Annotated in this window: 18 protein-coding genes; 6 read left to right on the forward strand and 12 right to left on the reverse strand. The window is 71.7% G+C overall.

Annotation, left to right across the window (positions count from 1 at the left end; translation table 11 throughout):
• Nucleotides 1-164: 164 nt before the first annotated feature.
• Nucleotides 165-965 carry a crotonase/enoyl-CoA hydratase family protein gene (locus ACIQMR_RS15560; RefSeq protein WP_401386429.1) on the reverse strand — a complete coding sequence of 267 codons (801 nt, stop codon included), beginning with the start codon at nucleotides 963-965 and terminating at the stop codon, nucleotides 165-167.
• A gap of 176 nt (nucleotides 966-1141) precedes the next feature.
• On the opposite strand from ACIQMR_RS15560, the gene ACIQMR_RS15565 reads away from it, so the two are divergent.
• The 3 genes from ACIQMR_RS15565 (at nucleotide 1142) to ACIQMR_RS15575 (ending at nucleotide 5127) form a co-directional block, all read left to right on the forward strand.
• The gene (locus ACIQMR_RS15565; RefSeq protein ID WP_401386432.1) at nucleotides 1142-2764 is read left to right on the forward strand and encodes an acyl-CoA synthetase; all 1623 of its coding nucleotides are present in this window, start codon (nucleotides 1142-1144) and stop codon (nucleotides 2762-2764) included.
• Between the two features lie 133 nt (nucleotides 2765-2897).
• Complete coding sequence (locus ACIQMR_RS15570) at nucleotides 2898-4238, forward strand: pyridoxal phosphate-dependent aminotransferase (RefSeq protein WP_401386435.1); 1341 nt, start codon at nucleotides 2898-2900, stop codon at nucleotides 4236-4238.
• Between the two features lie 79 nt (nucleotides 4239-4317).
• Nucleotides 4318-5127 (forward strand): GNAT family N-acetyltransferase, encoded by an 810-nt coding sequence (locus tag ACIQMR_RS15575; RefSeq protein WP_401386438.1) that lies wholly within the window; start codon nucleotides 4318-4320, stop codon nucleotides 5125-5127.
• A 20-nt stretch (nucleotides 5128-5147) separates the two neighbouring features.
• On the opposite strand, the gene ACIQMR_RS15580 is transcribed toward ACIQMR_RS15575, so the two are convergent.
• The 5 genes from ACIQMR_RS15580 to ACIQMR_RS15600 all read right to left on the reverse strand — a co-directional run bounded on the left by ACIQMR_RS15580 (nucleotide 5148) and on the right by ACIQMR_RS15600 (nucleotide 10292).
• On the reverse strand, nucleotides 5148-5999 hold the full coding sequence (locus ACIQMR_RS15580; protein ID WP_401386441.1) for a hypothetical protein: 852 nt from the start codon (nucleotides 5997-5999) through the stop codon (nucleotides 5148-5150).
• A gap of 89 nt (nucleotides 6000-6088) precedes the next feature.
• Complete coding sequence (locus ACIQMR_RS15585) at nucleotides 6089-7003, reverse strand: LysR family transcriptional regulator (protein ID WP_401386444.1); 915 nt, start codon at nucleotides 7001-7003, stop codon at nucleotides 6089-6091.
• The gene (locus ACIQMR_RS15590; protein ID WP_401386447.1) at nucleotides 7000-8199 is read right to left on the reverse strand and encodes a glycine C-acetyltransferase; all 1200 of its coding nucleotides are present in this window, start codon (nucleotides 8197-8199) and stop codon (nucleotides 7000-7002) included. Before ACIQMR_RS15590 ends, ACIQMR_RS15585 begins: the two co-directional genes overlap by 4 nt.
• 61 nt (nucleotides 8200-8260) lie before the next feature.
• Nucleotides 8261-9289 carry an L-threonine 3-dehydrogenase gene (tdh, locus tag ACIQMR_RS15595; RefSeq protein ID WP_401386450.1) on the reverse strand — a complete coding sequence of 343 codons (1029 nt, stop codon included), beginning with the start codon at nucleotides 9287-9289 and terminating at the stop codon, nucleotides 8261-8263.
• Nucleotides 9290-9419: 130 nt separating this feature from the next.
• A complete protein-coding gene (locus ACIQMR_RS15600; RefSeq protein WP_401386452.1) occupies nucleotides 9420-10292 on the reverse strand; it encodes an alpha/beta fold hydrolase in 873 nt (290 codons plus the stop codon).
• A 141-nt stretch (nucleotides 10293-10433) separates the two neighbouring features.
• Here ACIQMR_RS15600 and paaK point away from each other — a divergent pair, with 141 nt between their 5' ends.
• Together paaK and ACIQMR_RS15610 are read left to right on the forward strand one after the other, a co-directional pair.
• A complete protein-coding gene (gene paaK / locus ACIQMR_RS15605) occupies nucleotides 10434-11750 on the forward strand; it encodes a phenylacetate--CoA ligase PaaK (RefSeq protein ID WP_401386455.1) in 1317 nt (438 codons plus the stop codon).
• 153 nt (nucleotides 11751-11903) lie between these two features.
• On the forward strand, nucleotides 11904-12086 hold the full coding sequence (locus ACIQMR_RS15610; protein ID WP_401386928.1) for a hypothetical protein: 183 nt from the start codon (nucleotides 11904-11906) through the stop codon (nucleotides 12084-12086).
• Between the two features lie 126 nt (nucleotides 12087-12212).
• On the opposite strand, the gene ACIQMR_RS15615 is transcribed toward ACIQMR_RS15610, so the two are convergent.
• From ACIQMR_RS15615 to ACIQMR_RS15630, 4 genes are all read right to left on the reverse strand, one after another.
• Complete coding sequence (locus tag ACIQMR_RS15615; RefSeq protein WP_401386458.1) at nucleotides 12213-13715, reverse strand: acyl-CoA synthetase; 1503 nt, start codon at nucleotides 13713-13715, stop codon at nucleotides 12213-12215.
• Nucleotides 13716-13849: 134 nt separating this feature from the next.
• The gene (locus ACIQMR_RS15620; protein WP_401386461.1) at nucleotides 13850-14950 is read right to left on the reverse strand and encodes a calcium:proton antiporter; all 1101 of its coding nucleotides are present in this window, start codon (nucleotides 14948-14950) and stop codon (nucleotides 13850-13852) included.
• Between the two features lie 76 nt (nucleotides 14951-15026).
• Nucleotides 15027-16577, reverse strand: coding sequence for an acyl-CoA synthetase (locus ACIQMR_RS15625; RefSeq protein WP_401386464.1), 1551 nt, complete (start codon nucleotides 16575-16577; stop codon nucleotides 15027-15029).
• Nucleotides 16574-17683: an NAD(P)H-dependent flavin oxidoreductase gene (locus tag ACIQMR_RS15630; protein ID WP_401386467.1), complete on the reverse strand. Its 1110-nt coding sequence runs from the start codon at nucleotides 17681-17683 to the stop codon at nucleotides 16574-16576. The genes ACIQMR_RS15625 and ACIQMR_RS15630 overlap by 4 nt, the downstream gene beginning before the upstream one ends.
• 149 nt (nucleotides 17684-17832) lie before the next feature.
• On the opposite strand from ACIQMR_RS15630, the gene ACIQMR_RS15635 reads away from it, so the two are divergent.
• On the forward strand, nucleotides 17833-19635 hold the full coding sequence (locus ACIQMR_RS15635; protein WP_401386469.1) for a serine hydrolase: 1803 nt from the start codon (nucleotides 17833-17835) through the stop codon (nucleotides 19633-19635).
• Nucleotides 19636-19706: 71 nt separating this feature from the next.
• On the opposite strand, the gene ACIQMR_RS15640 is transcribed toward ACIQMR_RS15635, so the two are convergent.
• Complete coding sequence (locus ACIQMR_RS15640; protein WP_401386472.1) at nucleotides 19707-21272, reverse strand: phytoene desaturase family protein; 1566 nt, start codon at nucleotides 21270-21272, stop codon at nucleotides 19707-19709.
• A gap of 61 nt (nucleotides 21273-21333) precedes the next feature.
• A complete protein-coding gene (locus ACIQMR_RS15645) occupies nucleotides 21334-22671 on the reverse strand; it encodes a DUF2252 domain-containing protein (RefSeq protein WP_401386475.1) in 1338 nt (445 codons plus the stop codon).
• Nucleotides 22672-22716: the final 45 nt, after the last annotated feature.

Here is a 22716-nt window from a genome sequence, read left to right on the forward strand (position 1 = left end):
CGGGGTGTTCTCCCCTCCGCGCCGCCTCCGCCCTGCGACGCGGGGACCCCGCTTCCCGCCGGGAGCCCGCCACCGGACCCCCGGCACGGCCTCCTGACGCGTAGGGGGAAGCCGGGGCGGGACACCCTCCCGGCGAAGCTCTTCAGGAGGCGGGGAGGGGCGGTTCACGCCCGCCGGTACACGGGATCGCGCTTCTCCGCGAACGCGCGGGCACCCTCCTTCGCGTCGGACGTGTCGAAGATCGGCCAGCCGCGTTTCAGCTCGGCCGCGAGGCCCTCCGTCTCCGTCATCTCAGCGCTCTCGTACACGGACGCCTTCACCGCCTCCACCGCGAGCGGACCGCACGCGTTGATCTGCTCGGCGATGGCGAGGGCCTTCTCCAGCGCGGTGCCGTCGGGGACGACATGGCCGACGAGGCCGATCCGTTCGGCTTCGGCGGCCGTGTAGGGGCGGCCGGTGAGGAGCATCTCGAGGGCGTGGGTGCGGGGGATCTGACGCTGCAGCCGTACGGTCGAGCCGCCGATCGGGAAGAGGCCGCGCTTGACCTCGAACAGTCCGAACGTGGCGCTCTCGCCCGCGACCCGGATGTCCGTGCCCTGGAGGATCTCGGTGCCTCCGGCGACGCAGTACCCCTCGACCGCGGCGATGACGGGTTTGCGCGGGCGGTGGTGGCGCAGCATGGCCTTCCAGTGCAGATCGGGGTCGGCCTTCAGCCGGTCCCGGTACTGCTCGCCCTCCATTCCCCTTCCCGCCAGGGCCTTGAGGTCCATGCCCGCGCAGAAGGCGCCGCCGGCTCCGGTGAGGACGACGGAGCGGATGCCGTCGTCCTCGTCGGCCTGCACCCACCCGTCGTGCAGCCCGACCAGCATCGGCAGCGACAGCGCGTTCCTCGCCTCGGGTCTGTTCAAGGTGAGCACCAGCGTGGCGCCCTCGCGCTGCACGGTGAGGTGTTCCGTACCCGCCATGACCGTCCTCCCGTCTCAAGACCTAGAACAGGTTGCAGGAGCCCGGGGTCCAGTTCAATAGTTTTCTGACAGTCAGTCAGATTTCTTCTGCGGGACCCCTTCCCAGTTGCGAGCGGCGGCGCTCTAATGACCGCTCCGAGGCAGTTGCGCCGTACGGACCGGGGTCAGGAGGAACGGTGGAGTACAACCTTGCCGACCTGTTCGAGTCGGTCGTCGACGTGGTCCCGGACCGCGAGGCGCTCGTGTACGTCGACCATCCCGGTACGGGCGCGGAGCGCCGGCTGACCTACGCGGAGCTGGACGCCGCCGCGAACCGCGTCGCCCACCATCTGATCGACGCCGGGCTGCGGCCGGGTGAGCACCTCGGGCTGCACCTCTACAACGGCGTCGAGTACCTGCAGACGGTCCTCGGCTGTCTCAAGGCGCGCGTCGTCCCGGTCAATGTGAACTACCGCTACGTGGAGGAGGAGCTGGTCTACCTCTACCGCGACGCGGATCTCGCCGCTCTCGTCTTCGACGCCGAGTTCACGGAGCGGGTAGCGGCAGCGCTGCCGCAGACGGAGAAGCTCCGGCACCTCGTGCGGGTGGGAACGCCGCAGGAGGGCACAGCGGCCCTCGGCTGCACGGAGTTCGGCGACGCCGAGGCGGCGGCTTCGCCGGAGCGCGGCTTCGGGCCCCGCTCGGCGGACGACCAGTTCATCATCTACACGGGCGGCACCACCGGAATGCCCAAGGGCGTGATGTGGCGCCAGGAGGACCTCTTCTTCGCCGGGCTCGGCGGTGGCGCGCCCACCGGTGAGCCGGTGAAGCGGCCGGAGGAGATCGCGGAGCGGGTCGCGGCCGGCGGCGAGGGCATCACCTTCTTCCCCACTCCCCCGCTGATGCACGGGACGTCGACGCTCACCTCGTTCATCGGCTTCAACTTCGGCCAGCGGGTGGTGCTGCACCGCAAGTACGTGCCCGAGGAGGTGCTGCGCACGATCGAGCGGGAGCGGGTGACGTCGGTGTCACTGGTGGGCGACGCGATGCTGCGGCCGCTGATCGACGCGCTCAACGGGCCGCTGAAGGGCGCGGACCTGTCCTCGATGTTCAGTGTGTCGTCGTCCGGCGCGATCATGTCCGAGACGGTGCGCGACCAGTTCAGGGCACTGGCGCCGAACGTGATGCTGCTGGACAACTTCGGCTCGTCGGAGTCCGGCTTCAACGGCACGGCGACGGACGACTCGGGGCAGGACAACGGGTTCCGCGTGCGGGTCAACGGCCGTACGCAGGTGGTCGATCCGGCCACGTTCGAGCCGGTCGCCGTCGGGGAGCCGGGCCGTATCGCCCAGCGTGGCCATGTGCCGCTCGGCTACTACAACGACCCCGCGAAGACCGCCGAGACCTTCTTCCGCAAGGGCGACGAGCGGTGGGTGCTGCTCGGCGACATGGCGACGGTCGACGAGGAGGGTGTCGTCACCGTCCTCGGCCGGGGCTCGCAGTGCATCAACACCGGTGGCGAGAAGGTCTATCCGGAGGAGGTCGAACAGGCGCTGAAGGCTCATCCCGACGTGTACGACGCGCTGGTCGCGGGGGTCCCCGACGAGAAGTGGGGCAACCATGTGGCGGCCGTCGTACAGCTGCGGCAGGGCGCGGCGGCCCTCGATCTGGAGTCCGTACAGGAGCACTGCCGCGCCCGGCTGGCCGGGTACAAGATCCCCCGGCAGCTGGTCATCGCACCGTCGATCCAGCGCTCGCCCAGCGGCAAGGCGGACTACCGGTGGGCGCGGTCGGTGGCGGCGGCGGACGACAGGGGTTAGGCCCGACGGGCCCCGGTTCCCCGGAAGGCGCCGGTCGCCGGTGGCCGGTCGCCGGTCGTCAACTGTTGAGCACGATCGTGCGGATGTACGTATTCCCCGGCAGGCAGCAGCCAGCCACCTCCGGAGGAACCCCATGGCCGAAGCCGGCAGCAACGTCACCGCGCTGTTCCGCGCGTCGACGGCGCACAGTCCCTCGTACGCGGCGTTGAGCCGGGCGGGCGGGGACGCACAGGCGATCACCGACTTCTGCATCCCCTGCAACCCGTACTTCCCCACGCCCGAGATGTTCGAAGAGCTGGGCGGCCGGCTGCGGGACATCCTCACGTACTACCCGAGCAGCGCGGACACCATCACCACCGAGCTGTGTTCCGTCCTGGGGCTCAATCCGCAGACGGTCGCCATGGGGAACGGATCCACCGAGCTGATCACCTGGATCGACCATCTGCTGGTGCGGGAGTCGCTGGCGGTGCCGGTGCCGACGTTCGGGCGGTGGACGGACCAGCCCATGGAGACGGGCAAGCGGGTGGACATGTTCCCGCTGCCGGAGTCCGCCGGCTTCGCCCTCGATCCGGCGTCGTTCGTGGACTTCGTCCGCACGAGAGGCTCCCGTACGGCCGTCATCTGCAATCCGAACAACCCGGACGGCGGTCTGCTGCCGCGGCACGGCGTCCTCGCGCTCCTGGACCAGCTCCAGGATCTTGACCTGGTCGTCGTGGACGAGTCGTTCCTGGAGTTCGCGGACGCGGAGGCGGATTCCAGCGTCGTCGGCGAGGCCGTGCTGCGCCCCAACACGATCGTGCTGCGCAGTCTGGGCAAGAACTTCGGGCTGCACGGGGTGCGTTTCGGCTATCTCGTCGCCAATCCGGGACTCGCGGGGCGGGTGCGGGCGGCGCTGCCGAAGTGGAACCTCAACTCCTTCGCCGAGACCGTGGTGTTCATGCTGAAGGAGCACCGGCTCGAGTACGCGCACAGTCTGCGTCTGGTGCAGCGCGACCGGCAGGAGATGATCTGGCAGCTGAGCCGGCTGCCGGGGCTGACGGTGTACCCGTCGCAGGGCAACTTCCTGTACGTACGGCTGCCGGAGGGCGCCGACGGGGCGGTGCTTCGCGACCGGCTGCTGGAGGAGTACGGCGTGCTGGTGCGGGAGTGCGGGAACAAGATCGGCAGCTCCAGCCGGTATCTGCGGCTCGTGGTGCGGCCGCAGGCGGACGTGCAGCGGCTGGTGGCCGGGCTGGAGGAGACGCTGTACGCGACGCACCACGGCCAGGGCCGGACCTACGGCCAGAGTCAGGGCCAGACCCAGAACCACGGCCAGGGTCAGGCCCACGGACACGGACACGGACACGGACACGGCCAGGGGTACGACCGGATTCCGGCCCTCGAACCGGCCAGGAGTCCCGGCCCCATGCCGGAGTACGCGCTGCCGTACGGCTCCGGCACCGCGGCGGTGGACCGGCTCGTCAGGGGCGCGTGAGCCGCCCGGCACCGGGCGTTCGCGTCGTCGGCCGCGAAACTCCGTTGCCGCCGCTGCGGGCCGGTGGTGGAGTGGCCGGATGAATCACGATGCGGTGCTGGCCCTGTACGACGAGCAGATGCGGCGGGACGCTCCGGCGGACGGGCCCGCATCACGGGTCGAGTGTGTGGATGGCGTGGTACGGCAGACCGCCGGTGCCGACGGCTGGAACGGTGTCCTGTGGTCCGGCCTGGACACGACGACGGCGGACGCGGCCATCGCCGCGCAGGTGCGCCATTTCGCCCCGCTCGGCTGCGAGTTCGAGTGGAAGCTGTACGGGCACGACCGGCCGGCCGATCTCGCGGAGCGGCTGCTCGCGGCCGGGTTCGTACCGGAGCCCGACGAGACCCTGATGGTCGCACCCACCGACGCGTTCGCGGACGGGCGCCGGGACGGACCGGAGCTGCCGCCGGGCGTGGAGTTCCACCGGGTCACCGACGCCGCCGGCGTGGATCTCGTCGCCCGGGTCCACGAGGAGGCCTTCGGTACGGACTCCTCCCGGCTGAGGGCGCAGCTGCTCGCACAGCTGGCGGCCGGGCCGGACGGTCTCGTCGCCGTCGTCGCCATGGCCGGTGAGGTGCCGGTGAGCTCGTGCCGGCTGGAACTCCCGCCGGGACGACGTGACTTCGCGGGGCTGTGGGGCGGGGGCACGGTACCTCGGTGGCGCGGCCGCGGCCTGTATCGCGCCTCGGTGGCACGTCGGGCCCGCGTCGCGGCGGAACGCGGCTACCGCTACCTCCAGGTGGACGCGATGCCGACGAGCCGGCCGATCCTGGAGCGTCTCGGTTTCACCGCGCTCAGCACGACGACTCCCTACGTCCGTCGGCCGGGAGCTCCGGGCCCGCACTGACGGCGGCGCCCGGTACCGGTTCAGCCGGCCGGGCGCAGCCAGCCGTACAGGCGGACCACGCCGGCGCCGAACCTCCGGTCCATGTCCCGCTGCATCTCGTCGGTGGCAACGTAGGTTCTGATGCTCACGGCGTTGTCCACGATGTCGATGCTCGCGCCCAGGAGGTCCGGGACCTTCTGCACCGCCTGCTCCCGCACCTTGCGGAGTTCGGCCTGCGAGCGCGCGGCGGTCGTCAGGCAGAGGGCGCCGCCCCAGGTCCTGCGGATCTCGCGTTCGTGGCCGCCTAGGTCCCGGGTGAACCGCATGACGAGGACGGTGCCGCCGCCTTCGGTGTCGATCCAGCCGCCGGCGAACTCCTTGTCCTTCTCCGCCGTCCGAAGGGCGCGCTCGTAGTCGTCGACGCCCGCCTTCGAGGGGTCCACGGCCTCACGGTCCCCTGCCGCCGCACGGCAGGGGCTCGTGAAGTCGGGTGTCAGGAAGTCGCCTTCGGGAACTTCGCGCGTTCCGGGAGGGGAGGGCTTCGCCGGTTCGGTCAGCGTGAAGCGGCTGCCGTCCCAGGTGCCGACGAGGTCGTACATGCCCCAGGTCGTTCCGTTCAGGGACTTGTGCTCGACCGCGCTCCACGTCCAGCCGACGACATCGGGGCCGCCGCACTGGGGCGGCATTGACGTCAGGACCATCGAGCACAGCTGCGGTCCGTGCGAGGCGTGCTCCAGGACGGTCGCCCACACCTCGTAGCGCTGGCCGGAGGCCGACGGCGATGTGGAAGGGGACGACGACGGCGAGGGCGACGCCGTACTGCCGGGAGTTGTCTCCTGCCCGCAGGCAGCGAGGAGGATGAGTGCAGGAATCGCGACGATTCTCGGCTTCATGCTCGCTGCGACGGCCGAAGACGCGGTTCGGTTCCCGCCGGCACTGGCCGGTTTCCGCCCCGGCGGCGGGTGCGGCGGCGATGGCGGTATCAGTCCGTGGACAGTCCCGCCGCTGCCCCGGCCAGGGCGTCGAGGACCGGGCTGAGGAGCGGATGGGCCTCCGCGCCGCGACGGACCGCCGCGAAGACGCGCCGGGTGGCGGCCGGTCCCGCGACGGGGAGGACCACGGTGTCCTTCAGCTCCATGCCGCGCAGCGCCGAGCGCGGGACGAGGGCCACTCCGGCGCCCGCACCGGCGAGGGCCACCACGGCGCGGAAGTCGTCGGAGGTGTGGGTCAGCCGGGGCTGGAAGCCCGCGAGTTCGCAGGCCAGCAGCATGACGTCGTGGCAGGGGTTGCCGGGGTACTGGCCGATCCAGTCGCTGTCGGCCAGGTCGGCGAGCTCCACCCGGCTGCCGCCGGCGAGCGGGTGGCCGCGGTGCAGGACGGCGTCGAAGGGCTCCGCGTAGAGCGGGACACGGGCAAGTCGCCGGTCGTTCTCGCGGGGCGCCCCGCGGTACTCGACGGCGAGGGCCAGATCGGCCTCGCCGTCGAGGACCATCGGCAGGCTCTCGTCGCCCTCGGCGTCGCGGACGCGGACCCGGATACCGGGGTGCTCGCCGGCCAGGCGTCCGATCGCGGGGGCGAGGACCTCGGCGATACCGGTCGCGAAGGCGGCGACCGTGACCTCGCCGGCCGCGCCGCCCGCGTAGGCGGCGAGCTCCGCCTCGGCCCGTTCCAGCTGCGAGAGCACCGCGTGGGCATGGGCGAGGAGGATCTCGCCGGCCGCCGTCAGCCGTACGCCGCGGCCGCTGCGGATGAGCAGGGTGTGGCCGGACTCCTGCTCCAGGGCGGCGAGCTGCTGGGAGACGGCGGAGGGGGTCAGATACAGCGCTGCGGCCGCGGCGGTCACCGTACGGTGGTCCGCCACGGCACGCAGTATGCGGAGCCTGCGGGGGTCGATCACCCGGCCATTGTCGCCCGGGCGTCGACGAACGCCGCCACCGCCCGCTCCACGTCCTCGCGGGAGTGCGCGGCGGAGAGCTGGACGCGGATGCGGGCCTGCCCCATCGGGACGACCGGGTACGAGAAGCCGATGACGTACACGCCCCGCTCCAGCAGCAGCTCGGCCATCCGGCCCGCCTCGGCCGCGTCGCCGACCATGACGGGCGCGATCGCGTGGTCGCCGGGCAGGATCTCGAAGCCCGCCTCGGTCATCTTCGTGCGGAAGAGCGCGGTGTTCGCGGCGAGCTTCTCCCGCAGGTCACCGGCGGACTCCAGCAGGTCGAGGACCGTGAGGGAGGCGGCGGCGATGACCGGGGCGAGGGAGTTCGAGAACAGGTACGGGCGGGAGCGCTGGCGCAGCAGCTCCACGATCTCGGCGCGGGCGGCGACGTAGCCGCCGGAGGCGCCGCCGAGGGCCTTGCCGAGGGTGCCGGTGATGATGTCGACGCGGTCCATGACGCCGTGCAGCTCGGGGGTGCCACGGCCGCCGGGGCCGACGAAGCCGACGGCGTGCGAGTCGTCGACCATGACCATGGCGTCGTAGCGGTCGGCGAGGTCGCAGATCTCGCGCAGGGGCGCCACGTAGCCGTCCATGGAGAAGACGCCGTCGGTGACGACGAGCTTGCGCCGGGCGCCGCCCTCGGTGGCCTCCTTGAGCCTGGTCTCCAGCTCGGCCATGTCCCGGTTGGCGTAGCGGAAGCGGGCCGCCTTGGAGAGGCGGATGCCGTCGATGATGCTGGCGTGGTTGAGGGCGTCGGAGATGACGGCGTCCTCGGGGCCGAGGAGGGTCTCGAAGACTCCGCCGTTGGCGTCGAAGCAGGAGGAGTAGAGGATCGTGTCCTCCTGGCCGAGGAACGCGGAGAGGCGGCGCTCCAGCTCCTTGTGGACCTCCTGGGTGCCGCAGATGAAGCGGACGGAGGCCATGCCGTAGCCCCAGCGGTCCAGAGCCTCCTTGCCCGCGGCGACGACCTCGGGGTGGTCGGCGAGGCCGAGGTAGTTGTTGGCGCAGAAGTTCAGCACGTCACCGGGCGCACCGCCGGAGGTGACGGCGACGGAGGCCGACTGGGGGGTGCCGATGACGCGCTCGGGCTTGTGCAGGCCGGCGGCGCGGATCTCGTCGAGGGTGGCGCGGAGGTCGTCGCGGACGGACGCGTACATGGGGTTCTCTCCCTTGAGGGGTGGCTGCGGGCCGGGCCGGGGACTCAGGCGGTCAGGACGGTCAGGCGGTCCAGTCGAGGATGATCTTGCCGCTGCGGGCGGTGGCGGCCTCGTCGAACGCCGCGTCGAAGTCCTGGTAGCCGTAGCTGCCGGTGATCACGGGAGCGAGGTCGAGTCCGCCTTCGAGGAGGACCGTCATCGCGTACCAGGTCTCGAACATCTCCCGGCCGTAGATGCCCTTGATCGTGATCATCGAGGTGACGATCCTGGACCAGTCGACGGCGAACTCCTGGGCGGGCAGACCCAGCATCGCGATCCGGCCACCGTGCGTCATGTTGTCGATCATGTCGCGGACGGCTTCGGGGCGGCCGGACATCTCCAGGCCGACGTCGAAGCCCTCCTTGAGGCCGAGGGTGCGCTGTGCCGAGGCGATGTCGGTCTCGGCGACGTTGACGGCCAGGGTCGCGCCCACCTTGCGGGCCAGTTCGAGGCGCGGCTCGCTCACGTCGGTGATCACGACGTTGCGGGCGCCCGCGTGCCGGGCGACGGCGGCCGCCATGACCCCGATCGGGCCCGCGCCGGTGATCAGCACGTCCTCGCCGACGAGCGGGAAGGACAGCGCGGTGTGCACGGCGTTGCCGAACGGGTCGAAGATCGCGGCGATGTCGAGGTCGACCTCCGTGCGGTGCACCCAGACGTTCGACGCGGGCAGCGACACGTACTCGGCGAACGCTCCGTCGCGGCCGACGCCGAGCCCGACGGTGCTGCGGCACAGATGGCGGCGGCCGGCGAGACAGTTGCGGCACTTGCCGCAGACGAGGTGCCCCTCGCCGCTGACCAGATCGCCCACGGCGATGTCCTGGACGTCCGCGCCGACGGCCGCGACCTCGCCGACGAACTCGTGGCCCGCGACCAGTGGGGTGCTGATGGTCTGCTGAGCCCAGCCGTCCCATGAGCGGATGTGGAGATCGGTACCGCAGATGCCGGTGCGGAGGACCTTGATCAGCACATCGCCCGGGCCGTATTCGGGCTCGGGGACGTCCATGAGCCACAGCCCGGGCTCGGCGTGCTGCTTGACGAGTGCCTTCATGGTGCGGCTCCAGGCATTGCGGGCGGGCGGACCAGGCAGGACGCCGGGTCGGCGGACGACGTGGACCAATCTGCCGAGGCTCGGGCGTTCAGTCCATCGAGGTTTTCTTAAGCGGGCCGACAGCAGAGCTTCACGCGGGCCCCGCCGCGGCGCCGGTGACGGCGGAGTCGAGGAAGCCGGTGACGGCGCGGGTGAAGGCGCCGGGGTCGTCCAGCCACGGGTAGTGGCCAGCGCCGCGCTGCACCACGGCCGTGCCGTGGCGGAAGAGCGCGGCCGTCCTCTCGGCGCGGGCGGGGGTGGGCCCGCCGTCGTACTCACCGGCGAGGACGAGCACCGGCGCCTCCAGCACGGCGAGCGCCTTCGCGGTCGCCGGCGGGTCGAAAGCGCCGTCGGCGAAGTAGGCGCTTCTCGCCTGCGGGTTGGACTGGTGGGCGTCGTCGGCCGCGTGCTCCCGCGCGGCCGCGTCCCAGCGCCCGTACATGAACGGCACGATGTCCGGCCAGAGGTCGTCGAGCTCGGCGCCGCCGAGGTAGGCCTCCCACGCCTGGTGGCCGGCCTCGTACCAGGGCTCGCCCTTGCGCAGCGCGACGGCGTCCCGCCAGTCCTGTTCGGTGGCCTCGACGCCGACGGCGCGGGTGCCGGGGGTGACGAGGGTCAGGGAGCGCACGCGCTCGGGGTGGGCGGCGGCGTGGAGCAGGGCGAGATTGCCGGCGGCCGAGTGGGCGAGGATGTCGGCACGCTCCAGTCCGAGGTGCTCACGCAGCGCCTCGACGTCGTCGACCTGCCGGTCGCAGCGGTACGTGCCCGGGTCGTCCGGTACCGCGGAGTCGCCGGTGCCGCGCAGGTCGAGCCGCATCAGCGTGCGACCGGCGGTGAGGCCGCCGAGGTCGCCGAGGTAGGCCGAGGCCCGCATGGGGCCGCCCGGCAGACAGATCAGCGGCTCCCCCTCCCCCTCCGTATGGCAGGCGAGCGAGGTGCCGTCGTATGCACTGAAGGTCGGCATACCGCGATCCTCTCCGGGCGTCCGCGATCCCGCCAACGGGCTGATGTCTTGACGCCCGGCCCGGGCGGCTGGATTACTGATCCCGGACAGTCGACCGAATGATCGGTCGCCCGGTTTGCGAGTGACACGGGAGTCATCCGTATGACGGATCGGACGGACCTGACGCATCTGACGGACCCGGCGCAGCTGCTGGACGCCGGGGAACGCCTCGGCCGCGAGGAGCTCCGGGCCCTCCAGCTGGAGCGGCTGCGGGCGACGCTGCGCCATGCGTACGAGAACGTCGGCTTCTACCGGGAGTCGTTCGACAAGGCCGGGCTGCGGCCCGAGGACTGCCGCTCGCTCGACGATCTCGCCCGCTTCCCGTTCACGGCGAAGTCGGACCTGCGCGACCACTACCCGTTCGGGATGTTCGCCGTGGAGCAGTCGAGGGTGCGGCGCATCCACGCCTCCAGCGGGACGACCGGACGGCCCACGGTCGTCGGCTACACCGACGGTGACCTGGACACCTGGGCGGACGTGGTGGCCCGCTCCATCCGCGCGGCCGGCGGACGGCCCGGCCACAAGGTTCATGTCGCGTACGGTTACGGTCTGTTCACGGGCGGCCTCGGCGCGCACTACGGGGCGGAGCGGCTCGGCTGTACGGTCATCCCCGCGTCGGGCGGGATGACGGCGCGGCAGGTGCAGCTGATCCAGGACTTCCGCCCCGAGATCATCATGGTGACGCCGTCGTACATGCTGACGTTGCTCGACGAGTTCGAACGCCAGGGCGTCGATCCCCGCTCCACCTCGCTGAAGGTCGGGATATTCGGCGCGGAGCCGTGGACCGAGGAGATGCGGCGGGAGATCGAGGAGCGCTTCGCCATCGACGCGGTCGACATCTACGGGCTGTCCGAGGTGATGGGCCCGGGTGTGGCGCAGGAGTGCGTCGAGACCAAGGACGGACTGCACATCTGGGAGGACCACTTCTATCCCGAGGTCGTGGACCCGTTCACCGGTGAGGTGCTGCCGGACGGGGAGGAGGGCGAGCTGGTCTTCACCTCGCTCACCAAGGAGGCCATGCCCGTCGTCCGCTACCGGACCCGGGACCTGACCCGGCTGCTGCCCGGGACCGCGAGGGTGTTCCGGCGGATGGAGAAGGTCACCGGACGCAGCGACGACATGATCATTCTGCGCGGGGTGAACCTGTTCCCGACCCAGATCGAGGAGATCGTGCTGCGTACGCCGGGTGTCGCCCCGCACTTCCAGCTGAAGCTGACGCGCGAGGGCCGGATGGACGAGCTCACGGTCCGGGCCGAGGCGCGCGAGGGGGTGTCCGCGGAGCAGCGGGAGGCCGCGGCCGGGATGATCGCGGCGGCGGTGAAGGACGGGATCGGGGTGTCGGTGGCGGTGGAGGTGGTCGATCCGGAGACGCTGGAGCGCTCCGTCGGCAAGATCAAGCGGATCGTCGACCTCCGGTAGAACGGCCTCGTCCCGCCACGGGTTCGGCGGCCGGATCCCGGCGGCCCGGGGCGCGGGCCTGCCGACCTGATGCCCGAGCGGCACCGCCGACAGGATAGGCTCGGCAGCTGCTCCTGGTCCTCGGGAGCTGAACTCGCTTGAGGAAAGGGCTGGTTGGCTGTGTGGCAGGAGGCGCCGATCTACGACCGGCTCGTCACGGAACGCGGTGACGTGCCCGCGCAGGTGCGCCGGGAGGCCGAGCACGCGCTGCGGACTCTGGAGCAGGTCATGCGCTCCGGGCTGCCGCCGCTCGGCATGCATCCGCAGCAGACACAGCCGTACCCGACCGGCCCGTGACGGCACGTCCCTCGCGGTGAGATCCGCGGTGGGACCCGCGGTCGGCACCGGAGCCGGCGGGCCCCACGCGCTCACCAGAGCCGGCGGGCCCCCACGCCCTGACCGGAGTCGGCCGGCCCCGCGCGCTCAGGCGAACCTGTCGCGCAGCTCCCGCTTGAGGATCTTCCCGCTCGCGTTGCGCGGCAGCTCGTCGACGAACAGCACCCGCTTGGGCGCCTTGAATCCGGCCAGGTCCTTGCGGGCGTGCGCGAGGAGTTCCTCCTCCGTGACGCCGTCACGGGGGACGACGACCGCGGTGACGGCCTCGATCCAGCGGTCGTCGGGGAGGCCGATGACGGCGGCCTCGGCGACGGACGGGTGCGTGTAGAGGACGTCCTCGACCTGGCGGGAGGCGACCAGCACTCCCCCGGAGTTGATGACGTCCTTCACCCGGTCGACGATCGTGTAGTAGCCCTCGCCGTCGCGGACCGCGAGGTCACCCGAGCGGAACCAGCCTCCGCGGAAGGCGTCCCGGGTCTCCGCCGGCTTGTCCCAGTACCCCTCGCACAGCTGCGGTGACCGGTAGACGATCTCGCCGGCCGTCCCGTCGGCGACGTCCTCACCGTCCTCGTCGACGACTCTCGCCTCGACGAAGCGCACGGGCCGGCCGCAGGAGTCCATCCGGCCCTCGTGCTCCTTGGGGCCGAGGACCGTGGCGAGCGGCCCGATCTCGCTCTGGCCGAAGCAGTTGTAGAAGGCGAGGTGCGGCAGGCGCTCGCGCAGTCGTTCCAGTACGGGCACGGGCATGATCGACGCCCCGTAGTACGCCTTGCGCAGGGCACCCAGGTCCCGGCCGGCGAAGTCCGGGTGCTGGGACAGGCCGATCCAGACGGTGGGCGGTGCGAAGAGACTGTCGGCTTGTCCCGCCTCGACCAGATTGAAGATCTGTGCGGCGTCGGGCGCGTCGAGGATGGTGTTCTCCGCGCCGACGGCCAGGTAGGGCAGCAGGAACACATGCATCTGGGCCGAGTGGTACAGCGGCAGCGAGTGGACCGGCTTGTCGCTCTCGTCCAGGTCCAGGGCGGCGACGGCACTGACGTACTCGTGGACGAGCGCCCGGTGCGTCATCATCGCGCCCTTCGGCTGGGCGGTGGTGCCGGAGGTGTACAGCAACTGTACGAGGTCACGGGCGTCGCGGTCGGTGTCAAAGTCCTCCGGCTCGGCCAGCGCGTCCAGCAGCGAGTCGCCGGTGTCGCGCAGGGCCCGTACGGGGAAGCGGCCCGGCACCGGGTCGGCGAGTCCGGGATCGGCGAGGACGAGTGAACTGCCGGACTGGTCGAGGATGTACGCGAGGTCGTCGCCCGTCAGGTTGTGGTTGACGGGCACATGGATGAACCCGGCGCGGGAACAGGCCAGGAAGGCGATCAGGTAGGCGTCGGAGTTGTGGCCGTAGGCGGCGACCCGGTCGTACTGGCCCAGTCCGTGCCGCTCGCTCAGCACGGCAGCCGCGGTGGAGACGGCGGCGTCCAGTTCGGCGTAGGTCCAGGACCGGTCGCCGTACCTGACGGCGATGCGGTCGGGGACGCGCTGGGCGGTGCGGCGCAGGACGCCGTCGACCGTGCTGTGGACGAGTCGCTCCAAGGCTGCCATGGCTGGATCCTCGGCCGTGCGCTCGCGCGGGTCAAGGAGCGCATTCGTCGCCGGGCCCGGGGCCGCCGGACGGCCGATCGGCGTCGAGGGCTGAACGACGGAAAGTCGTAAGGGGCTGAACGACGGGCAAGCCGTCAGGGGCTGAACGACAGGAACACGAAGGCGGCGAACAGCACCACATGCACCCCGCCCTGCAGGAGAGTGGCGCGCCCCGGCACCACCGTGAGGGCGCTGACCACGGCGGTGAGCGTGAGCAGCACCATGTGGGTGGCGTCCTCCCCCAGGATCAGCGCCCCGGGCAGCCAGATCGAGGCGAGGGCGATCGCCGGGATCGTCAGACCGATGCTCGCGATGGCGGAACCGTAGGCCAGGTTGAGGCTGGTCTGCATACGGTCCCGGCGCGCGGCGCGCAGGGCGGCGAGGGTCTCCGGCATCAGCACCATCAGGGCGATCACGACCCCGACGACGGACTTCGGCAGCCCTGCCGACTCCACCCCGCCCTCGATGGTCGGCGAGACGAGTTTCGCGTCGCCGACGACGGCGACCAGCGCCACGAACAGCAGCGCGACGCTCCACCAGGTCTGGCGGACACCGGGCGGCGGGGCGTGTTCGTCGGGGTCGCTCCGCTGCCCCTCGCGGGCGACGGGCAGGAAGTAGTCGCGGTGCCTGACGGTCTGTACGGCGACGAAGAGCCCGTAGAGGCACAACGAGGACACGGCGGCGAACGTCAGCTGGGCGGAGGTGAATTCGGGGCCCGGCCGACTGGTGGTGAAGGTGGGCAGCACCAGCGTCATCGTGGCGAGGGTGCACACGGTCGCGAGCGCCCCGCCCGAGCCCTCTGCGTGGAAGACGGCGACACGGTTGCGCACCGCGGCCACCAGCAGGGACAGCCCGACGATGCCGTTGCAGGTGATCATCACGGCGGCGAACACGGTGTCCCTGGCGTACGTGGACGCCTTCGCGCCGCCGCCGGCCATCAGGGTGACGATGAGACCGACCTCGATGACGGTCACGGCGACGGCGAGGACCAGCGAGCCGAACGGCTCGCCCACCCGGTGGGCGATGACCTCGGCATGGTGCACCGCCGCCAGCACCGCGCCGACCAGGCACAGACCGACGAGGGTCACGGCGAAACCGGGGAGATGGCGGCCCCAGCCGAGGACGAGCGCGATCGCGGCGACCACCGGCACCCAGGTGGTCCACTGTGCCCCCAGCCCTGTCGTGCCGGTCTTCATGGCGGCCACGCTGCCAGGCCGCCGGGCGGGGCGCGCGGGGTACTGGGCCAACGGGGCCATGGCGGCCCCCACCGGGTCAGAGCGGGCGGTCGTGTCCCGCCCAGTAGGGGTCCCGCAGCCGGCGCTTGTAGAGCTTGCCGTTGGGGTCGCGCGGCATGGTGTCGATGAAGTCGACGCTCTTGGGGCGCTTGTAGCCCGCGAGGCGCCGCTCGCAGTGGGCGAGGATCTCCGCGGCGAGGTCGGGGCCGGCGGCCCGGCCGTCGGCCGGTTCCACGACGGCCTTGACCTCCTCGCCCCAGTCGGCGTGCGGGATGCCGAAGGCGGCGGCGTCGGCGACCGCGGGGTGGCTGAGGAGCACGGCCTCGATCTCGGCGGGGTAGATGTTCACCCCGCCCGAGATGATCATGTCGATCTTGCGGTCGCGCAGGAACAGATAGCCGTCCTCGTCGAGGACACCGAGGTCACCGACGGTGAAGAAGTCGCCGATGCGGTTCTTCCGCGTCTTGGCCTCGTCCTTGTGGTAGCTGAAGCCGCCGGTCGACATCTTCATGTAGACGGTGCCCAGTTCGCCGGGCGGCAGGCGGTTGCCGTCGTCGTCGAAGACGGCGAGCTCGCTGATCGGCCAGGCCCTGCCGACCGTACCGGGCTTCTTCAGCCAGTCCTCGGCGGTGGCGAAGGCACCTCCGCCCTCGCTCGCCGCGTAGTACTCCTCGACGCAGTGGCCCCACCACTCGATCATGGCTCGCTTCACGTGGTCGGGGCAGGGTGCGGCGCCGTGGATGGCGTGCCGCATCGAGCCGACGTCGTACCGGCCGCGGACGTCCTCGGGCAGCGACAGCAGCCGGTGGAACTGGGTCGGGACCATGTGGGTGTGGGTGCAGTCGTACGTGTCGATCATGCGCAGCATCTCCTCGGGCGCCCACTTGTCCATCAGCACCAGCCGGTGGCCGATGTGCAGGGACGCGCCCGCGAACTGGAGCACGGCGGTGTGGTAGAGCGGCGAGCAGACCAGATGGACGTTGTCGTCGAAGGGCCTGATGCCGAAGATGCCGAGGAAGCCGCCGAGATAGGTCTCCTCGGGGAGCTTTCCGGGCAGCGGGCGGCGGATGCCCCGGGGCCTGCCTGTGGTGCCGGAGGTGTAGTTCATGACCCAGCCGAGGGTGCGCTCGCCGGGTACCGTGTCCGGCTGTCCTTCGAGGAGTTCGGCGTACGCCCGGAAGCCTTCGACCGGGCCGACGGCGTAGCGGTGGGCGGGCGGCAGGTCCGCCTCGTCGGCCGCGGCCCTCGCGGCGCCGGCGAAGCGCTCGTGCGCGATGAGGACCTTGGCTCCGGAGTCGGCGACGATCCAGGCGATCTCCGGTCCCACGAGATGGTGGTTGACGGGTACGAGATAGAACCCGGCCTGGGACGCGGCGAGGTACGCGGTGAGGAACTCGACGCCGTTGGGCAGGACGACGGCGAAGGCGTCGCCCCGCCGCAGACCCGCGGCGCGCAGCCCGTGCACGAGGCGGTTGACGTCGGCGTGCAGCCTTCCGGCGGTCCACTCCTCGCCGTCGGGCGCGATCAGAACCGTACGGCCGGGGTCGGCCGCGGCCTGGGCCCAGAATCCGTTCGGGGACTGATTCATGCCTGACTCCGTCCGGCGATGCGGTTGATTCGGTCGACAGCGCGTTCGAAGCCGCGGGTGAGTTCGTCGAAGACCTGCTGGACGCTGCGTTCGGATTTCATGCGGCCGACGATCTGGCCGACGGGCGTACCGAGCAGCGGTTCGATCTCGTGCTTCTGGATACGGGAGACGGCGTCGGCGACGAGGAGGCCCTGCAGCGGCATGGGCAGGGTGCCGGGGCCGCTGGGGTCGTCCCAGGCGTCGGTCCACTCGGTGCGCAGTTGCCGGGCGGGCTTCCCGGTCAGGGCGCGCGAGCGGACGGTGTCCCCGGAACCCGCGGCGAGGAGTTTCTCGGTGAGGGCGCGGGAGTGGAGGTCGGCCTCGGTGGTGGTGAGCCAGACCGAGCCGAGCCAGACGCCCTGGGCGCCGAGAGCGAGTCCGGCGGCCATCTGTTCACCGCTGCCGATGCCTCCGGCGGCCAGTACGGGCAGCGGGCCCACGGCGTCGACGACCTCGGGGGTGAGCACCATGGAGGCGATCTCGCCGGTGTGGCCGCCCGCCTCGTATCCCTGGGCGACGACGATGTCGATGCCGGCCTCGGCGTGTCGGCGGGCGTGCTTGGCGCTGCCGGCGAGGGCGGCGACGAGGACGCCGTGGTCGTGGGCGCGGCTGATGACGTCGGCGGGCGGGGAGCCGAGGGCGTTGGCGAGGAGCTTGATCGGATAGTCGAAGGCGACGTCGAGCTGGCTGCGCGCGACCTGTTCCATCCAGCCGGTGATCCGCCAGCCGGATGCCTCGCCCGCCGGCATGGCGGGCACGCCGTGCTTGGTGAGGGTTTCCTCGACGAAGCGGCGGTGTCCTTCGGGGATCATGGCCTCGACATCGGCCTCGGAGACGCCCTCGACCTTCTTGGCGGGCATCACGACGTCGAGGCCGTACGGCTTCCCGCCGGTGTGCTCCTGCATCCAGTCGAGATCGCGCGCGAGATCGCCGGGGGCGGTGTAGCGCACCGCGCCGAGGACGCCGAAGCCGCCCGCTCTGCTGATGGCGGCGGCGACCGCGGGGAAGGGCGTGAAGCCGAAGATGGCGTGCTCGACTCCCAGTTTCTTGCTCAGCTCCGTCTCCATGGGCGCAGGATGCCGCAGCGGAACGGCCGAGGGAAGAGATTTTCTGATGCAGTGTCAGATTCTTGACCGGTCTTGACGCGCCCTCACCCCGGTAAGAAAGTTTCACGTGTTGCGCGATCTACGAAGGATTCTTTCAGGGAGGGTGAGGTATGACGGATGCCTCGGCGGGCAGAGGGATCAGCCGCCGCCGGCTGGGCGGCGCCGCGCTGGCACTGGGAGGTGCGCTGGTGATCGGACCCTTCCCGGGGGCCGCCACAGCGGCGCCGGGCGGAAACGGCGGCGGGAGCGGTGAGCGGCGGCGCACGACGCTGCGACGCGGCTCGCCCGAGCGGGCCGGGCTGATCGCCACGCATCTGGACCAGCTCGTCTCGGACGCCGAGAAGTACCTCGCGCCCTCCCCCAAGCACCCCTGGTACGCGGGCGCCGTGCTGCTCGCCGGCCGCGGCGGGACGGTGGCCCTGCACCGGCCGGTCGGCATGGCGGTGCGCTACGCGGCGTACGACGAGAAGACCGACACCGGCGTGGAGTTCCCGCCGGAGCAGCAGATCCCGATGGCCGAGGACACCGTCTTCGACCTGGCGTCGGTGTCCAAGCTGTTCACGTCGATCCTCGCGGTGCAGCAGATCGAGCGGGGCGCGCTGGAGCTGGAGGAACGGGTCGCGGCGTACCTGCCGGAGTTCGGGGCGGCCGGCAAGCAGGACATCACCGTACGGCAGCTGCTCACGCACACCTCGGGCTTCCGGGCGTGGATCCCGCTCTTCCAGGAGCCGACCCGGGAGGGGCAGCTGCGGCTGCTGTGGAACGAGGCGCCGGCCAGTGCGCCGGGCACCAAGTACCTGTACTCCGACCTCAATCTGATCTCGCTCCAGCTGGTCCTGGAGAAGATCACCGGCCGCGGACTGGACGCCCTGCTCCACGACGAGATCACCGCCCCGCTCGGCATGCACCGCACACGGTTCAATCCCCCGGCCTCCTGGCGGCCGGGGATCGCCGCGACCGAGGACGCCCGGCTGCCGTGGTCCGGCCTGGACCGGGGGCTGGTGTGGGGCGAGGTGCACGACGAGAACGCGTACGGCTTCGGCGGCGTCGCCGGGCACGCCGGGGTGTTCTCCTGCGCCTGGGACCTCGCGGTGCTCGCCCGCACCCTGCTCAACGGCGGTGCGTACGGGCGGGCGCGCATCCTGTCCGGCGCGTCCGTGGAGCTGATGTTCACCGACTTCAACACCGCGTTCCCCGGTGACGAGCACGGACTCGGCTTCGAGCTGTACCAGCACTGGTACATGGGTGCGATGGCCACGCCCCGCACCGCCGGGCACACGGGCTTCACCGGCACGAGTCTCGTACTCGACCCGTCGACGGACTCGTTCCTCGTCGTGCTCGGCAACTCCGTGCATCCGGTGCGCAGTTGGCGCTCCGGCAGTGCGCCGCGCGTCGCCGCCGCGAACCATCTCGCCCGGGCCGTCGCCGTACGCCCCGACGAGGGCCGCACCGCGTGGTACTCCGGCATGGCCGCGGCGACGACCGCGACCCTCACGCTGCCCGAGGTCACCCCGTCCTCCGACCGTGCCGTCGTGCGCTGCTCGCTGTGGTGGGACACCGAGCCCGGCGCCGACAAGGTCTTCCTGGAGGCCTCGTCCGACGGGGGCACCACCTGGCAGGCGGTGCCCTTCACCACCGCCCGCAAGGGGCAGCAGCCCGAACCGCGTCCCGCCGGCTCGGTGACCGGCTGGTCCGGGCGGGTCTGGCACCGGCTGGAGGCGTCCCTGGCCGGGTGGCACGGGCGTGCGGTGCGGCTGCGGTGGCGCTGTGCGACGGATCAGCTGTACGTGGGGCGGGGGGCGTACGTGGACGGGCTGCGCGTCGAGGACGGTGGGCGCGTGCTGTTCGACGAGCGGCGGCCGGGGGACGCGGGGCGCGTCCAGGCGGTGGGCTGGACGGTGTCACGCGACTGACGCCGGGCCGGCGGCGGGTTCCTCCGGAGCCCGCCGCCGGCCCAGGGCGCACACGCCGGCCGCGGCGCCCGTCACCGCCCCAGCGCCGCCATCGCCGCGTTGTGGCCCGGGATGCCGCTCACGCCGCCGCCCCGCACCGCGCCCGCCCCGCACAGCAGCACGTTCGCGTGGGCGGTCTCCACACCCCAGCGGCCCGTCGAGTCGTCCGCGTAGGGGAAGGCCAGGTCGCGGTGGAAGATGTGCCCGCCGGGCAGCCGCAGGTCGCGCTCCAGGTCCAGCGGGGTCTTGGCCTCGATGCAGGGCTGTCCTGCCTCGTCGAGTGCGAGGCAGTCGGTGATCGGCTCGTCCAGGTGGGCGTCGAGTTCGGCGAGGGTGGCCTTGAGCAGCTCGTCGCGGGTCGCGTCGGGAGCGGCGGCGAACAGCCGGGCCGGGGTGTGGAGCCCGAAGAGCGTCAGCGTCTGATAGCCCTGGGCGGCGAGTTCGGGGCCGAGGATGGACGGGTCGGTCAGGGAGTGGCAGTAGATCTCCGACGGCGGGGCCTCGGGGAGGCGGCCGGACGCGGCCTGGGCGTACGCCGTCGCCAACTGGCCGTAGCCCTCGGCGATGTGGAACGTGCCGGAGAACGCCCGGCGCGGGTCGACGGCGTGGTCGCGGAGCCGGGGCAGCCGCCGCAACAGCATGTTGACCTTGAGCTGGGCGCCCTCCGCCGGCGGCGGGGGCTCCTCGCCGAGCAGGGCGGACAGGGCCTGCGGCGAGGCGTTGACCAGGACCTTGCGCGCGGCGACCGTGCCTTCGCCGTCGTCGGTGCGGAACGCGACCTCCGCGCTCTCACCGTCCGTCTCGATCCGGATCGCCTCATGACCGGTGACGATCTCGGCGCCCGCTGCGCGCGCGGCGTCGGCGAGCGCGTCGGTCAGCGCCCCCATGCCGCCGACGGGCACGTCCCAGTCGCCGGTGCCGCCGCCGATGACGTGGTAGAGGAAGCAGCGGTTCTGCACCAGCGACGGATCGTGCGCGTCCGCGAACGTGCCGATGAGCGCGTCGGTCAGGACGACCCCGCGGACGAGGTCGTGGCTGAAGTTCTCCTCGATCGCGGTGCCGATCGGCTCGTCGAACAGCATGCGCCACGCCGTCTCGTCACCGACCCGCTCGCGCAGTTCGTCGCGCGTCGGCAGCGGCTCGGTCAGCGTCGGGAAGATCCGCTCCGCGACGCGTCCGGTCATGCCGTAGAACGCTTCCCACGCCTCGTACTCCCGGTCGGAGCCGGTGAGGTCCGCGAACGACTCACGGGTACGGTCCCCGCCGACCAGCAGCCCGGTCGCGCGGCCGTCGCGCACGAGCGGGGTGTACGAGGAGACGGTCCGCTTGCGCACCGAGAACGAGAGGCCGAGCTCGCGGACGATCCGCTGGGGCAGCAGGGAGACCAGGTACGAGTAGCGGGACAGACGGGCGTCGACCCCGGCGAACGGGCGGGTGGAGACGGCCGCTCCCCCGGTGTTCCCGAGGCGCTCCAGAACGAGGACGGAACGGCCCGCCCGGGCGAGGTAGGCGGCTGCGACCAGTCCGTTGTGGCCGCCGCCCACGATGACGGCGTCGTACACGGAGCGGCTGAAGGTTTCGGCAGAGGCTGCTGGCATGCCTCTTCGTAACACGCGAAGATCGCCCCGGACCAGAGGTGCGGCCGCGGCGGTGCCCGTCTCAGGTGCCGGTGGCGGCCTCTATCGCCCCCGACGCTATCGCCGCCTGAAGCGCCGCATGGTCCTCCACGGTCCGGTCCGCGTAGGCGAGCGCGAAGGCGGCCATGGCCCGGTCGAAGGTGTCGGAGGTGCCCAGATACGCGGCGATCGCGATCCGGTCGCCGGACCGGGCGTGGGCACGGGCCAGCGCCCTGCCGCACAGCGCCGCGTAGTCGCGCAGCAGCGTCGGGGACATCGTGGCGATGTCGGCGGAGCCCTTCATGTCGCGCAGTTGCCGCCAGTAGAAGTGCCGGCCCTGCGGACCGCTCACCCAGCCGAGGAAGATGTCGCTCGCAGCCTGGAGAAGCCGCTGGCCGGCCACGACCCGCTGGCCCTGGTGACGGTAGGCCGACTTCGGCAGATGGGGTTCGAGGACGGACCGCTGGGCCTGCTTGATCTGCAGGAACAGCGGATCCTCGTCGTCCCGGCCGGTCATCAGCGCCACGAAGCAACGGGTGCCGACGCTGCCCACCCCGACGACCTTGCGGGCCGCCTCGACGAACCTGTACCGGTCCAGCAGGACCCTCCGGTCCTCGGGCAGAGTGCTGCGGTAGTCGCTGAGGATCTTCCGTACGGCCGCCGCGTCGATGTCCGGCGCCGCTTCGAGCAGCGGCGGGTCGTGGACGATGCGGCGGTGTCCGTCGACGGTCTCGGTGAGTTTGTCCACCGCCTGGAGGCTGGTGCGGCGGCGGGCCTTCTCCAGCTGGGAGTGGAAGCGCTCGCGGTCCATCTTCCGCACCAGCGGCACGATGTCCTCGGTGGTGATCCGCTCGTACCAGACGTCGAGTTCACCGAGGCCCGCGAGGCGGCGCATGGACAGCCGGTACGACTCCGCCGCGGCCCGCGCGGCCTGCCAGGCCCGCGCGTCCGGCTGACCGTTGTCGCGCCCGGCCACGGCCACGCTCGCGACCAGTCGTTTCACATCCCATTCGAAGGGGCCCGGCAGGGTCTCGTCGAAATCGTTGAGGTCGAACAGGAGCGCGCGTTCCGGTGAGGCGAAGACGCCGAAGTTCAGCAGATGGGCGTCGCCGCAGAGCTGCACGGTGAGTCCCGTGTGCTGCTGTGCGGCGAGATCGGCGGCCATGACGGCCGGGGCCCCGCGCAGGTACGTGAACGGCGAGACCGCCATGCGGCCGTAGCGGATGGGCACCAGGTCCGGCTCCCGGCTCCTGGCCTGCGCCTCGAGGACGGCGAGCGGTTCCGGCCGGCCGGCGGCGGGGATCCAGCGGCCGTGCGAGGAGCGCGGCGCCTGTTTGCGCGCGGCGCGACCGCGCCGTATCTCTTCGGCCAGGTCCGTCATGGTCACAGTGTGCGGGCGGGCCGGGCGCGGTGACAGGGCCGAGTG

Source organism: Streptomyces sp. NPDC091376 (genome assembly GCF_044757085.1).
Lineage (GTDB): Bacteria > Actinomycetota > Actinomycetes > Streptomycetales > Streptomycetaceae > Streptomyces > Streptomyces pratisoli.

Bases quoted from the DNA above. Each gene is read 5' to 3' on its own strand.
- ACIQMR_RS15635 (WP_401386469.1), top strand. From the start codon at position 17,833: ATGACGGATGCCTCGGCGGGCAGAGGGATCAGCCGCCGCCGGCTGGGC.
- ACIQMR_RS15600 (WP_401386452.1), bottom strand. From the start codon at position 10,292: ATGCCGACCTTCAGTGCATACGACGGCACCTCGCTCGCCTGCCATACG.
- ACIQMR_RS15645 (WP_401386475.1), bottom strand. From the start codon at position 22,671: ATGACGGACCTGGCCGAAGAGATACGGCGCGGTCGCGCCGCGCGCAAA.
- tdh (WP_401386450.1), bottom strand. From the start codon at position 9,289: ATGAAGGCACTCGTCAAGCAGCACGCCGAGCCCGGGCTGTGGCTCATG.
- ACIQMR_RS15580 (WP_401386441.1), bottom strand. From the start codon at position 5,999: ATGAAGCCGAGAATCGTCGCGATTCCTGCACTCATCCTCCTCGCTGCC.
- ACIQMR_RS15575 (WP_401386438.1), top strand. From the start codon at position 4,318: ATGAATCACGATGCGGTGCTGGCCCTGTACGACGAGCAGATGCGGCGG.
- ACIQMR_RS15620 (WP_401386461.1), bottom strand. From the start codon at position 14,950: ATGAAGACCGGCACGACAGGGCTGGGGGCACAGTGGACCACCTGGGTG.
- ACIQMR_RS15590 (WP_401386447.1), bottom strand. From the start codon at position 8,199: ATGTACGCGTCCGTCCGCGACGACCTCCGCGCCACCCTCGACGAGATC.
- ACIQMR_RS15630 (WP_401386467.1), bottom strand. From the start codon at position 17,683: ATGGAGACGGAGCTGAGCAAGAAACTGGGAGTCGAGCACGCCATCTTC.
- ACIQMR_RS15625 (WP_401386464.1), bottom strand. From the start codon at position 16,577: ATGAATCAGTCCCCGAACGGATTCTGGGCCCAGGCCGCGGCCGACCCC.
- ACIQMR_RS15615 (WP_401386458.1), bottom strand. From the start codon at position 13,715: ATGGCAGCCTTGGAGCGACTCGTCCACAGCACGGTCGACGGCGTCCTG.
- paaK (WP_401386455.1), top strand. From the start codon at position 10,434: ATGACGGATCGGACGGACCTGACGCATCTGACGGACCCGGCGCAGCTG.
- ACIQMR_RS15570 (WP_401386435.1), top strand. From the start codon at position 2,898: ATGGCCGAAGCCGGCAGCAACGTCACCGCGCTGTTCCGCGCGTCGACG.
- ACIQMR_RS15640 (WP_401386472.1), bottom strand. From the start codon at position 21,272: ATGCCAGCAGCCTCTGCCGAAACCTTCAGCCGCTCCGTGTACGACGCC.
- ACIQMR_RS15560 (WP_401386429.1), bottom strand. From the start codon at position 965: ATGGCGGGTACGGAACACCTCACCGTGCAGCGCGAGGGCGCCACGCTG.